The 12,971-nt window shown below is 57.3% G+C and carries 14 protein-coding genes; 9 read left to right on the top strand and 5 right to left on the bottom strand.

Features of this window, described 5'->3' with window-relative positions; all coding sequences use genetic code 11:
* Positions 1 to 88: 88 nt before the first annotated feature.
* Together WG891_RS17175 and WG891_RS17170 are read left to right on the top strand one after the other, a co-directional pair.
* Positions 89 to 277, top strand: coding sequence for a DUF1127 domain-containing protein (locus WG891_RS17175; protein ID WP_076941075.1), 189 nt, complete (start codon positions 89 to 91; stop codon positions 275 to 277).
* A gap of 248 nt (positions 278 to 525) precedes the next feature.
* Positions 526 to 1,656, top strand: a complete 1,131-nt coding sequence (locus WG891_RS17170) for a Gfo/Idh/MocA family protein (RefSeq protein WP_337263846.1) — start codon at positions 526 to 528, stop codon at positions 1,654 to 1,656.
* Positions 1,657 to 1,693: 37 nt separating this feature from the next.
* On the opposite strand, the gene WG891_RS17165 is transcribed toward WG891_RS17170, so the two are convergent.
* Genes WG891_RS17165 through WG891_RS17155 form a run of 3 tightly spaced genes read right to left on the bottom strand, consistent with a single transcriptional unit; the run spans position 1,694 to position 4,813 of the window.
* Positions 1,694 to 3,565, bottom strand: coding sequence for an amidohydrolase (locus WG891_RS17165; protein WP_337263847.1), 1,872 nt, complete (start codon positions 3,563 to 3,565; stop codon positions 1,694 to 1,696).
* Between the two features lie 11 nt (positions 3,566 to 3,576).
* Positions 3,577 to 4,122, bottom strand: a complete 546-nt coding sequence (locus WG891_RS17160; protein ID WP_156293771.1) for an antibiotic biosynthesis monooxygenase — start codon at positions 4,120 to 4,122, stop codon at positions 3,577 to 3,579.
* Between the two features lie 46 nt (positions 4,123 to 4,168).
* Entirely contained in the window at positions 4,169 to 4,813 is a 645-nt protein-coding gene (locus WG891_RS17155; RefSeq protein WP_076941084.1) for a hydrolase, read from the bottom strand.
* A gap of 140 nt (positions 4,814 to 4,953) precedes the next feature.
* Between WG891_RS17155 and WG891_RS17150 the strand changes: the two genes are divergently transcribed.
* The 7 genes from WG891_RS17150 (at position 4,954) to WG891_RS17120 (ending at position 11,751) form a co-directional block, all read left to right on the top strand.
* A complete protein-coding gene (locus WG891_RS17150; protein WP_337263848.1) occupies positions 4,954 to 5,862 on the top strand; it encodes a LysR substrate-binding domain-containing protein in 909 nt (302 codons plus the stop codon).
* 117 nt (positions 5,863 to 5,979) lie between these two features.
* Complete coding sequence (locus tag WG891_RS17145; RefSeq protein ID WP_337263849.1) at positions 5,980 to 7,035, top strand: fatty acid desaturase; 1,056 nt, start codon at positions 5,980 to 5,982, stop codon at positions 7,033 to 7,035.
* A gap of 29 nt (positions 7,036 to 7,064) precedes the next feature.
* A complete protein-coding gene (gene osmF / locus WG891_RS17140) occupies positions 7,065 to 7,988 on the top strand; it encodes a glycine betaine ABC transporter substrate-binding protein OsmF (protein ID WP_337263850.1) in 924 nt (307 codons plus the stop codon).
* A 134-nt stretch (positions 7,989 to 8,122) separates the two neighbouring features.
* Positions 8,123 to 9,271 (top strand): ABC transporter permease, encoded by a 1,149-nt coding sequence (locus tag WG891_RS17135; protein ID WP_279626660.1) that lies wholly within the window; start codon positions 8,123 to 8,125, stop codon positions 9,269 to 9,271.
* Positions 9,271 to 10,206: an ABC transporter ATP-binding protein gene (locus tag WG891_RS17130; protein ID WP_337263851.1), complete on the top strand. Its 936-nt coding sequence runs from the start codon at positions 9,271 to 9,273 to the stop codon at positions 10,204 to 10,206. Before WG891_RS17135 ends, WG891_RS17130 begins: the two co-directional genes overlap by 1 nt.
* Positions 10,203 to 10,964 carry an ABC transporter permease gene (locus tag WG891_RS17125; RefSeq protein ID WP_337263852.1) on the top strand — a complete coding sequence of 254 codons (762 nt, stop codon included), beginning with the start codon at positions 10,203 to 10,205 and terminating at the stop codon, positions 10,962 to 10,964. Before WG891_RS17130 ends, WG891_RS17125 begins: the two co-directional genes overlap by 4 nt.
* Positions 10,965 to 10,968: 4 nt before the next feature.
* Complete coding sequence (locus WG891_RS17120) at positions 10,969 to 11,751, top strand: phosphate/phosphite/phosphonate ABC transporter substrate-binding protein (protein WP_337263853.1); 783 nt, start codon at positions 10,969 to 10,971, stop codon at positions 11,749 to 11,751.
* A 7-nt stretch (positions 11,752 to 11,758) separates the two neighbouring features.
* Here WG891_RS17120 and WG891_RS17115 read toward each other — a convergent pair whose 3' ends face one another.
* The gene (locus WG891_RS17115) at positions 11,759 to 11,920 is read right to left on the bottom strand and encodes a hypothetical protein (protein WP_167370512.1); all 162 of its coding nucleotides are present in this window, start codon (positions 11,918 to 11,920) and stop codon (positions 11,759 to 11,761) included.
* Positions 11,921 to 11,995: 75 nt separating this feature from the next.
* Positions 11,996 to 12,925 (bottom strand): drug/metabolite exporter YedA, encoded by a 930-nt coding sequence (yedA, locus tag WG891_RS17110; protein WP_337263854.1) that lies wholly within the window; start codon positions 12,923 to 12,925, stop codon positions 11,996 to 11,998.
* Between the last annotated feature and the right edge of the window lie 46 nt (positions 12,926 to 12,971).

Genomic DNA, 12,971 nt, shown 5'->3' with positions numbered 1-12,971 from the left:
TATGGAAAAAATACCATTTTGCTGCATCTGTATTCTTTTCGGTTGGCACCGCATCATCAGTCCAGATGATAAACATAGGGAGATCATAATGATGACAATATCCGCCGAACGCCAACCCGTGCAACATAAGGCGCTATGGCGTTGGCTGCAATCTTGCCTGCAACGCCAGCAGACACGCCGCGCGCTGCTGTTGCTCAGTGATGATCAGTTGGCTGATATCGGCTTAAGCCGTGCGCAGGCCAAGCGCGAAGGATACAAACCTTTTTGGCGGGAGTGAGGGGGGATTAACACTTTTACCGCCTCGTATGTTTGAAATGAAACATTCAACTAATGGGTGTTCTGCACTGCACTTTGCGAGATTGAACTGCTGTTGCATCCAGCTTGTAGCCTTCTATGAAGGCTATCACGGATATGAGGTTAATTTTGCTGTTGGCTTGTTATTGGAATTTAAATTCCATATAAATATTTTTAGGAAAATAAATTCCGCTTATGGTGTGTCAGCAAAACCAGACTCAGGAGACAGCGATGAAACAGGTACGCGTTGGATTGATTGGTACCGGCTATATTGGCCGCTGCCATGCTATTGCCTATGCACAGGCGGGCACGGTGTTCCCCTTGAAAGGGGAACTGGTTCTGGAGATGTTGGCGGAGATCGCTCCCGAATTGGCTGCGCAGCGGGCGGCGGAGTTCGGCTTCTCGCGTTCAACCGCCGACTGGCACGCGCTGGTGGCCGATCCTGCCATTGACGTGGTGGATATCTGTGCGCCGAACTTCCTGCATAAAGAGATGGCATTGGCGGCGATTCACCATGGCAAACATGTGTATTGCGAAAAACCGTTGGCATTGAATGCGCAAGACGCCGCGGAAATGGTGCAGGCCGCCCGAGCCAAAGGGGTAAAAACCCTGGTGGGTTTCAACTACATGAAAAACCCGACCAGCCAGTTGGCGCGCCAGATTATCGCCAACGGTGAGATCGGCGACGTGGTGCATTTCTACGGTACGCATAATGAGGATTATCTGGCTGATCCACGTACGCCGATCGACTGGCACTGCCGTAAGGCCAGCGCCGGGCTGGGGGCGTTGGGCGATCTGGCGGCGCATATCGTCAATATGGCGCATTACCTGGTGGGAGAGATTGCGGCGGTTTCCGGCGATCTGCACACCTTCATTAAACAGCGGCCCGATCCTAAGAATCCAGCGCTGCTGTGTGCAGTGGAGAACGAAGATCAGGCCAGTGCGTTGCTGCGCTTTGCCAATGGCGCGATGGGCACTATAGAAACCTCGCGCATTGCCTGTGGGCGCAAAATGGGCCTGAGCTATGTGGTCACCGGCACCAAAGGCACGCTGAGCTTTACCCAGGAACGGATGGCAGAGCTGAAACTGTATCGCCACGATGAGCCTGCTGAACGCCAGGGGTTCAAAACCATTCTGGTGGGGCCACAGCACCCGGATTACGCGGCATTCTGCATCAGCGCCGGGCACGGCATCGGTTTTAACGATCAGAAAACGGTCGAGATCCGCGATCTGGTTAACGGTATTGCCGCAGGGGATCCGATGTGGCCAGACTTTGCCGAGGGATGGAAGGTTTCCTGCGTGCTGGATGCGATCGCCGCTTCTGCCGCACAGCGCCGCTGGCTGGAAGTTAATCATGGTTGATGCCTACGGGCTCAGCGTGCTGAGCCCGTAATGTTAGTCAAAACGCAAAACAAGAACAGCCAAATGCGCCCCAGAAGGCATTCTCATCGGAAATAGGAATGCTGGAACGGCGGGCAATATCATGCTGGTGCGCATGAACACCGCAAGGGCCACAGCATTGGTGCGCCTGGCTTAATATTCCCACGCTGCTGGTGGCCGTTGGCGGTGCCGAGCGATAGTGCCCCGGTACCTTAACCACTGGGGACCATTCCGGCAGCACCGGTAACGGCGGTGGAGAAAACGGGAAGAAGCTGCCAGCAGCATAGACAATTTTACCGTCTACCACCGTCATCACCGACTCAATGCCTTTGATCTGCTCTTCCTGCACGCTGAAGTAGTCTTGTGACAGCACCGCCAGATCGGCCAGTTGGCCCACTTTGATCTGGCCTTTTTTACCCTGATCGCTAGAGAACCAGGCGCTACCCTGTGTCCATAGCATCAGCGCGGTGTCACGATCCAGACGTGCGCTGTCGTCGTACATTGCCATGCCGCCAACCGTGCGGCCAGAAACCAGCCAATACAACGCGGTCCACGGATTGTAGCTGGCAACGCGGGTGGCATCGGTGCCTAATCCGACCGGCAGTTCTGCCGCCAGCATTTTGGCCACTGGCGGAGTCTGCTTGGTGGCCTCTGCGCCGTAACGCTCGGCAAAGTATTCACCCTGAAACGCCATACGGTGCTGCACGGCAATGCCGCCGCCGAGGGCTTTCACCCGCTCGATATTGCGTTCTGATATGGTTTCCGCATGGTCAAAGATCCAATGCAAACCGGCAAACGGTATCTCACGGTTAACTTTTTCGAACACGTTCAGCATACGGCTGATGGATTCGTCGTAAGTGGCATGCAGGCGGAATGGCCAGCGGTGTTCCACCAGATGGCGAACTACGCGCTCCAACTCCTCTTCCATGCCCTGCGGCAAATCTGGCCGTGGTTGCAGGAAATCTTCGAAATCCGCAGCCGAAAATACCAGCATTTCTCCCGCGCCGTTATGGCGGTAGAAATCCGTACCCTGGCCGGGCTTGAGCATATCGGTCCAGAGCTGAAAATCGGCCAACTCCTGTTTAGGGTGCTGGGTAAACAGGTTGTAGGCGATGCGAATAGTCAGCTGTTTTTTCTCGTGCAGTTCCGCAATTACCTGATAATCATCGGGATAGTTTTGGAAACCCCCGCCCGCATCGATCGCGCTGGTCAAGCCCAGGCGGTTCAGTTCGCGCATAAACTGGCGGGTCGAATTGATCTGGTGTTCCAGCGGCAGGCTTGGCCCTTTGGCTAAAGTGGCGTAAAGCAGCATGGCGTTGGGTTTGGCGATCAGCATGCCGGTGGGGTTGCCGTTGTTGTCACGCTGAATTTCTCCTCCCGGAGGGTTTGGCGTGTCTTTGGTGTAACCCACCACTTTCAGCGCTGCGCGATTCAGCAGGGCGCGATCGTACAGATGCAGAATAAACACCGGGGTGTCCGGGGCGGCGGCGTTGATCTCATCCAGCGTCGGCATGCGGCGTTCGGCAAACTGGAACTCGCTCCAGCCGCCGACCACTCTGACCCACTGCGGGCTTGGCGTGCGTAACGCCTGCTCTTTCAGCATCTGCAGGGCGTCGGCTAGTGAGGGAACCCCCTCCCAACGTAATTCCAGGTTGTAGTTCAATCCACCACGGATCAGGTGCAGGTGAGAGTCGTTCAGGCCTGGCACCGCCGTGTGGCCGTGCAGATCGATTACCTGGGTTTCTGGCCCGGCATGTTGCATAACGTCGTTTTCGCTGCCGACGGCAACAAATTTGCCGTCTTTGATCGCCACGGCTTGAGCGGTGGGGTTCTCGCGATCGACCGTATGAAATTTACCGTTGATGATGATCAATGATGCTGTGTGACTCATAACGTTTTCCTTTAATGGCGGGTGAGCCATTGATGAAACTGGCGCGTGACGAGCGGCATCCACAGGAATACCACCAGGGCAACCACGCTGGCATCGTTCAGTAAATGCCCGGCCAGGGAGCCGCTTAACCCAGGTAAGAGTTGGCTCCAAAACCAGGGCACCAGATTGGTTGAAGGGAAAATCACCAGCAGAGTGATTAAAAACTGCTTCCACTTGGCGGGGGGGCGCACGTTGGCACTGGGGGGCGTGAACCAGAACTCGGCACCAGGGCGGATTTCGATATGATCGCTGCCCAACAGCAATGGCGTGACCTGCTCGATGTACTGCACGCGCTGCGGGGAGTGGATCCAACGGTATAAGTTATCCAGATTATCGAAGCGCACCAGCACCGTATAAGCCTGCTCGCTGCCGGAAGGGCGGATGACGTTGACCCCCAGATGGCCGGTAAAGGTGGCCGCATCGGGCATGATGCGTTTTAGCCAGGCTTCATAGGCTTGTTCCTGGCCTGGCGCCAGATGGTGAGTCACAACCAGCGTAACGTGTTGCTGATGAGGCATGGAACTGGCTCCTTAAAAATCCCGGCCGCGTGGGCCGGGCAAGGTTTTATTTCACACTGCGCGCCGGGGCGTGATGTACCATGGTATAGGCATAGTCAACGCCCATGCCGTAGGCACCGCTGTGTTCACGCACCAGATCCATCACGGCGTCATAGGTCTCTTTACGTGCCCAGTCGCGTTGGTACTCAAGCAATACCTGTTGCCAGGTTACCGGGATCGCGCCAGCCTGTACCATGCGATCGATGGCACGTTCATGAGCATCGACGGAAGTGCCGCCAGACGTGTCGGTGACCACATAAACTTCATAACCGGCTTCCAGCGCCATTAAGGCTGGGAAGGTCAAGCAGACTTCGGTCCACAGGGCAGAGATCACCAGCTTTTTGCGGCCAGTGGCTTCTACCGCTTTGACGAACGCCGCGTCTTCCCAAGAGTTCATCGAGGAGCGCTCAATCGGGGTGATTTCAGGGTGAGTCGCCAACAGTTCCGGCCAGATATAGCCGCTGAAGCTTTCGGTTTCGACAGAGGTAAAAATCGTGGGCACATTAAAAATTTTGCCCGCTTTTGCCAGCGCAACCACGTTGTTTTTCAGCTGCTGGCGATCAATATTGACGACGCCAAAAGCCATCTGCGGCTGATGATCGATAAAAAGCAGTGCGGAATTTTTCGGATCAAGCAATTGAAACTTAGACATAATTTACCTTCCAAATCGGATTTTCGTGAATAAGACAGACAGGCTGTATCAGTGAAATGAATGGTAGGGAGATGCCGTTTTCGAAGATAGCGTAGAATTTTTGTCTTCTTGTTAAGTTTTTTTATACACAGGGGTATGAGGTGAGAATAAATCTGGACGCATTGTTGATCCTGGACGCTTTGGAACGTCATGGCTCATTTGCCGCCGCCGCTGCGGCACTGTTTAAAACGCCGTCGGCTCTGAGCTATATGGTGCAGAAGCTGGAGAGCGATCTGGATATTACCTTGCTCGATCGTTCTGGACACCGGGCAAAATTCACCGATACCGGCAAGCTGATGCTGGACAAGGGGCGGATCTTGCTGCGTGCTGCGCAAGATCTGGAGCAACAGGCGCGTTATGTGGAAAGCGGTTGGGAGAGCGATCTCAGTCTGGCCGTGGACGCGTCGTTTCCCTTTGAGCGCTTATTGCCGCTGATTGATGAGTTTTACCGCCATCATCATCACACTCGGTTGCGTTTCAGCCACGAGGTGCTGGCTGGTTCCTGGGAGGCGCTGGTTTATGGCTGTGCCGATATCATTATTGGTGCGATCTGCGAGCCGCCTTCCCGCGCGGGCTTTTCTTTCAGACCGTTGGGGCGCCTGGAGTACATTTTTACCGTTGCCCCGCATCATCCGCTGGCGACGTTGCCGGAACCGTTATTAAAAACGACTATCCGCCAGCATCGCGCCGTGGTGGTACATGACACTTCACGCGTGAAGGCGCCGCAAAGTCTGCACGTGCTTGATGAACAGGATCAACTGACGGTATTCAGCTTTGAAGCCAAGTTGCAGGCGCAACTGGCCGGGTTGGGCTGTGGCTATCTGCCGCGTTATCTGGCGGAACCCTATCTGAATACGGGCCAACTGGTCGCGAAAAATGTCGAGGCAGAACGCTACAGTGATACTGCGTATTTTGGCTGGCGCGAAAGTGCAACCGGCCTGGCGGCAGCCTGGTGGCGCGAGCGTTTGCAGGCTTATGTCGATGCAGGTTCTATTTACTCCAGCTTGTAAGACAGGCAAACCAGGGAGCAATGCGCTGATTTTTAACTTTGCTTTGCCATTTTGGTTATTTTGCCCGCCGAACCGGTTCACAGATACTGAGGGAAACCTCTTACTGTGGGCCGGAAAATGTCTTCAAATTACTCACCTAGCCACTACCTGCATGGTGCGCAGCGTGCCTGGATCCAACAGCTTGCCCGGCAATGGCATTGGCGGCTGGAACTGCCGACCTGGGGCGTGATAGCGCTGGTGTATGGCAGTTGGTTCGGTGTGGTGCATTACTGGCTGCTGCTGGGCCCCTGGTTGGGCACGCCGCTGCTGATTATTGCCACCTCCGGGTACATGTCTTTGCAGCATGAGCTGATCCACGGCCATCCAACGCGCTGGCCGCGCCTGAATCATCTGCTTGGCCTGCTGCCGCTGGCGGTGTGGTATCCTTACGGGCTATATCGCGACGCCCATTTAAAACATCACCGCGATCAATATCTAACGCTGCCGGAAGAGGATCCGGAAAGTTATTATTTCAGTCAGGCACAATGGCAGCGCTGGCCAATATTACTGCCGTTGCTGACCAAGGTACGTAACACCCTGATTGGTCGAGTTACCCTCGGCCCGGCGCTGGATATTGCTGCCACGCTGATCGAAGCCTTGAAAACCATTCTGGCCGGGGATTTACGCACGTTGACGATGTGGCTGGTGCAGGGCGCATTACTGGTGCCGATGTTGCTCTGGCTGCAGGCGCACGGCGTTTCTGCCGCGTTTTATCTGCTGGCGGTGAGTTATCCGGCGCTGGGGCTGACCAAGGTCAGATCGTTTTTTGAACATCGCGCCGCAGAAGCCCCGCCGGCACGCTCTGTTATTAATGAGGCATCCTGGCCGTGGCGCTTGTTATTCCTCAATCTGAACTATCATTTAGTACACCATGATTTACCCGGCCTGCCGTGGTACGGATTGCGCCAGGTGTATCTGGCAGAGCAACGGGCTTACCGGCAGCGCAGCCAAGGGTTTGTGGTTGCGGGATACGGCGCGTGGTTGGCTGACTATGCTGTCACGCCGATTGCGGTTGAGGTACACCCGTTTGCCGCTGCGGATTTGACGAGTGATACACAGAATGACTGGCCGACGCTAGCGCTGACGCGTTGGGTTGGCGCTGCTCAGGATTTTCCAACCGATCCGGCGCCATAGCCGGAAAGCTTAATTGAAGAGGAACAAGCATGGCGATTAGCTCATTACGTGGACGTTTTCTGGCTTTGGCGCTGACCATGCTGACGGCGGGTGCAGCGCAGGCGGCGGATACGGTGCGCGTTGGTTCCAAGATTGATACCGAAGGATCGCTGCTCGGCAACATCATTGTGCAGGTGCTGGAAGCCAACGGCATCAAGACCACCAATAAACTGCAGCTGGGCACCACCCAGGTGCTGCGCGGTGCCATTACCTCTGGCGAAATTGATATCTACCCAGAATACACCGGCAATGGGGCGTTCTTCTTCTCTGACGAAAAAGATCCGGCATGGAAAGAAGCCAGCGCTGGGTTTGAGAAGGTGAAGAAACTCGATTACGACAATAACCATATCGTCTGGCTAGATGCCGCCCCGGCGAACAACACCTGGACCATCGCCGTCCGTCAGGATCTGGCGCAGGCGCATCATCTGCAAACCCTGGCGGATCTCAGCCAGTGGATTAACAGCGGGGGCAAATTCAAACTGGCCGCGTCGGCAGAGTTTATTGAGCGCCCGGATGCCTTACCGGCTTTCCAGAATGCTTACGGCTTTAAGCTCAATCAGGATCAGTTGCTGTCGCTGGCCGGTGGCGATACGGCGGTGACCATCAAGGCGGCGGCAGAGCAGACTTCAGGCGTCAATGCGGCGATGGCGTATGGCACCGACGGCCCGGTGGCGGCATTGGGGCTGCAAACGCTGCAAGATCCGAAGGGCGTGCAGCCTATTTACGCACCGGCACCGATTATTCGCGAAGCCACGCTGAAAGAGCACGCCAATATTGCTGAACTGTTGAAGCCGGTTTTCGCGACGCTGGATGGCCCGACCTTGCAGAAACTGAACGCGCAGATCGCTGTGGAAGGGCGGGATGCCAAACAGGTCGCAACAAGTTACCTTAAAGAGCAAGGGCTGATTAAATAGCCTTATACCCGCCATACTTCAAGTTGCATGTGCGTTGGCTTTCCTGCAACTCGAATTATTTAGGGGATATACTCTAGGAATTGGGCCGCTAAAACGGCCCAATTGCGCCAATGGAGTGGGGATCTGCTTTGATTATTGCTTTAAAAAACCGCGTACTGCTGACCTTATTCATCATGCTGCTGGCGGCCTTTAGCCTGCCGTTTCTCAGCTATGCCCCTAATCGTTTGTTATCCGGCAAAGGTATTTCCCTGATATCCCTGTTACACGGCCCGGCGTTATGGCTGCTGTTGCCCCTGTCGGCACTGGCCGTTCTCAGTCTGCTGGCCCCGTTGCGGCGCTGGGCGCTGTTCACGGCGCTGACGGCCAGCATCCTGCTGGCCATGATCTTTTGGCTGAGTGGCGATGCGGCGCAGCAGTTGGCATTGCAGGGGGCGCCGCTGGCGCGCACCTCGTGGGGCAGCGGCTGTTGGCTGATGGCGGCGCTCTGCGGATTGATTGCCGCCGACGCCATAACGCGCATCACCCCTTCACACCTGTGGCGCATGTTGGGCAATCTGTTGGTGATGCTACCGGCACTGTTGCTGCTGTTCAGCGGCCAGTTGGATCAGCTTTCGCTGCTCAAGGAGTACCACAACCGGCAGGAGGTGTTCGACGCGGCGCTGTTGCAGCATCTGAGCATTCTGTTGGCCACCATGCTGCCCGCATTGCTGATCGGTGTGCCGCTGGGCGTACTGTGTTACCGCTCTGAACGCTGGCAAACGCCGATCTTCTCTACGCTGAATATTATCCAGACCGTGCCTTCTATCGCGTTGTTTGGCCTGCTGATTGCCCCGCTGGCCGGGCTGGCGGCGGCATGGCCGTGGCTGGCGAAGTTGGGCATCAGCGGCATTGGGATGGCACCGGCGATCGTCGCCCTGGTGCTGTATGCCTTGCTGCCGCTGGTACGCAGCGTGGTGGCGGGCCTGCAAAGCGTTCCGGCCAGCGTGATCGAGTCGGCCAGCGGGATGGGCATGACGCGTGGGCAACTGTTTTTGCGCGTACAACTGCCGTTGGCTTTGCCGCTGTTTCTCACCGGTGTGCGCATTCTGGCGGTGCAAACCCTGGGGATGGCGGTGGTGGCTGCGCTGATCGGTGCCGGGGGTTTTGGTGCCATCGTGTTTCAAGGGTTGCTCAGCAGCGCACTGGATCTGGTGTTGCTCGGGGTGTTGCCGGTGATCGCCATGGCGGTGATCGTTGATTCGTTGTTCAAATGCATAATTTCACTGCTGGAAGTGACACACTGATGATTCGCTTTGATCGGGTAAGCAAGGTTTTTCAAGGTAAACCGGTGGTTGACGATCTCTCGCTGCAGATTGCCGAGGGGGAGTTTACCGTGCTGATCGGCACCTCCGGCTCCGGTAAGTCCACCACGTTAAAGATGATCAATCGGCTGATTGAACACGACGAGGGCAAAATCTATTTTGCCGGTGAAGAGATCCATAAATTCAAACCGCAGGATCTGCGCCGCCGCATGGGGTATGCCATTCAATCGATCGGCCTGTTCCCGCATTGGACGGTGGAGGAGAATATCGCCACCGTGCCGCAGCTGCTGAAGTGGCCACGGGCACGCATCCGCGATCGGGTCACCGAGCTGATGACGTTGCTGCATCTGGAGCCGGAACGCTTTCGCCGCCGCTATCCGCATCAGCTTTCGGGCGGGCAGCAGCAGCGGGTTGGCGTGGCGCGTGCGCTGGCCGCCGATCCTGAGGTATTGCTGATGGATGAACCCTTTGGTGCGCTCGATCCGGTCACCCGAGTGACCTTGCAGAAAGAGATTGCGCGGATTCATCAGCTTTCTGGCCGCACCATTGTGCTGGTAACCCATGACATCGACGAGGCGCTGGGGTTGGCGAACCGCATTGTGCTGCTTGAGCAGGGGCGGGTAGTGCAGCAGGGCACGCCGCTGGCGTTGCTGACCGAACCGGTGAATGATTTTGTGCGCGACTTTTTTGGCCGCAGCGATCGCGGCATCAAGCTGTTGGCGCTGGGCACGGTCGCTGAACGCCTGCGCCCGGGCAGCGCCGAGGGGGAACCGATTCAGGCAGCGATGAGCCTGCGCGATGCACTGTCGGTATTCGTGGCCCGTGGCAGCGAACGCCTGCCGGTAGTCGGGGAGCAGGGGGAGGCGCTGGGTGTGCTGCATTTCAGCGATCTGCTCGCGCAAAAGGCCCTGTCATGAAAATCTACTCCAGTTGGTGGCGCGACCCGCTGCCGTGGACTGTTGCCTTGCTGCTGGCGCTGGTGTTTGGCATGAACCATCTGCACTGGCTGTTTGCCGCCTGGTTCCCGGAGCTGGACAGGCCGGTGTATCAGCAGGACAGCTTCTTCTCTTTGGTGGAAGCACATTTGCTGCTGGTGGGAGTATCGAGTTTGATTGCGGTGCTGATTGGCGTCAGCGCCGGAGTCGCGGTAACGCGTGGGGCGGGGCGTGAGTTCCGCTCGCTGGTAGAGACGGTGGTGGCCGTCGGCCAGACCTTTCCGCCGGTGGCGGTGCTGGCGGTGGCGGTGCCGGTGATGGGCTTTAGCGAACAGCCGGCGATTATTGCGCTGGTGCTGTATGGCCTGTTGCCGATCCTGCAGGGGACGCTGACCGGGATCGAGTCCGTGCCAGCCGCCACGCGCGAGGTGGCGCAGGGCGTCGGCATGAACCGCTGGCAGATCCTGTGGCGCGTTGAGCTGCCGCTGGCAGCGCCGGTGATTGTGGCGGGCATTCGGACTTCGGTGATTATCAACATCGGCACGGCGGCGATCGCCTCCACGGTGGGCACTAAAACGTTGGGATCGCCGATCATCATTGGGTTAAGCGGTTTTAATACTGCTTACGTGATCCAGGGGGCGGTGGTGGTGGCGTTGTTGGCGATCATCACCGACATGCTGTTCGAGCGCTGGGTACGTTACCTGACGGCCTGGCGCGCGCTGTCATCTTCCGCGGGGTAAAAAAATGCTGACTGTGTCATTGCCCATGTATGGCGTCAGCCATCAACAGGTTGAACCCTTCTGGCAGGCGTTGCACGATAAACTGCAGCAGCTTGGGATGGCCGAGGTGCCGCAGGCCTTGAGCTGGCCGCAGGATCTGTTGGCGCACTGGCAGAGCCCGGATCTGCTGCTGAGCCAGACCTGTGGTTACCCGTTAGCGGCGTTGCTGCCGCAGGTTCAACTGGTGGGCACCTATCATTATCGCGTGGAAGGGTGCAGCGGTGCGAATTACAGCAGTTGGCTGGTGGTGCGGGATAACGAACCGGGGGAGCGGCTGGCGGACTTTCGTGGCCGGGTGGCGGCCTATAACAGCCGGGATTCGCAATCCGGCTACAACAGCCTGTTGACGCTGGTTGCGCCGCTGGCGCAGCAAGGGCGGTTCTTCCGCCAGGCGATTGCCTCCGGTGCTCACTATGAGTCAATGAAGATGATCCTGCGCGGGCAGGCTGATATTGCGGCTATCGATTGCGTCAGCTTTGCCTTGCTCAAACGCGCGCAGCCGCAGGCGGTGGCTGGGCTGAAGATTATTGGCCGCACCGCCGCGGTGCCAGGGTTACCGTTGATCACCGCGGCGGGTACAACGCCACGGCAGTTGGCGCTGCTGCGCGCGGCGGCCAGCGCGATGGTCAACGATCCGGCCAGTGAAAACCTGCTGATTGGTGATTTCAGCCTGGTGCCGCGCGAGGCCTATCGGGTGATTACTGAACATGAGCAGCAAGCGGCGGCACGGGGCGTGACGGCGCTATAGCGCTGCATTATTTAGTCTGCAGCGTGGTGGCCGGTGCCTCGCTGGTGGCCGGGGCTGCTTCATGTGGCGTGGTGGAGCGGGTGTAGATATTCAGCCCGGCCAGGAAGACACCGCCCAAAGAACCCAAGGCGCATAGGGCGATGATGATGACGAACGCTTTTTTCAGCATGAGTTATATTTCGCAGGTGAGTCAGAACAGCGGGAATTATAGCCCCTTCACCGGGTGAAACAATCATCATTTATCTTACTCGGGCGCTTTCACTGCTGGCGCACGTTGCACCTTCGCCGTGCGGCCGAACAGGTACTTACCCAACGTTACCAGCACTACCGCAGAGACGATCACCACCAGCGCCAGCCATTCACGCGCCGCCAGCGTTTCACCGGCAAAACCGACGCCGAGCAGCACCGCCACCACCGGGTTCACGTAGGCATAACTGGTTGCTACTGCCGGGCGCACATTCTTCAGCAGGAACATATAGGCGCTGATCGCCAGCATTGAACCGAAGACAATCAGATAACCGAGGGCCAGAAAGCTGCTGAGGCTGGGCATACGATCAAGATGTTCACCGCTCAGTTGGCTGGCAATCATCAATACCACACCGGCTACCAGCATTTCTGCCGCACCGGCCATTGGCCCGGTGGGCAATGAAATGCGTGAACTGAGCACTGAGCCAAAGGCCCAACTGGCGGAGGCCAGCAGGATCAGCAGCGCACCCATTGGGTTACCCACCAGGTTGTTGCCGGTATTCAGCAGCACGATGCCTACCAGACCGAGCGCGATGCCGGTCCACTCCAGCCAGGTATTTCGCATTCCCCATAACATGCTGAAACACAGGGTAAACAGCGGCACCGTTGCCACCATCACGGCGGCAATGCCGGAAGGAACGTTCTGATGTTCTGCCACCGTCACCAGGCCGTTACCGACCGCCAGCAACAGGATGCCGATAGTACCGGCGGCCACCCACTGTTTTAGCGTTGGCAGAGCGTGGCCGCGCAGCACCAGGAAAGCGAACAGGGCGATCCCTGCTACCAGAAAGCGGATACCGGCCATCATCAGCGGCGGCCAGCTTTCCACCCCAACGCGGATAGCAAAGTAGGTCGATCCCCAGACAATATATAACGTGAACAGCGCGCCAACTAATGGCAGGACATGACGGTTTTGTTGGCTCAGCATGGGTTCTTTATTCGGCAGGGTGAGATTTCGTTAGGACACTCAGTAA

It is taken from the genome of Serratia sp. MMO-28, assembly GCF_037199905.1.
Classification (GTDB): Bacteria; Pseudomonadota; Gammaproteobacteria; order Enterobacterales; family Enterobacteriaceae; genus Chania; species Chania oryzae.
This window is presented reverse-complemented; position numbering and strand designations above follow the sequence as displayed.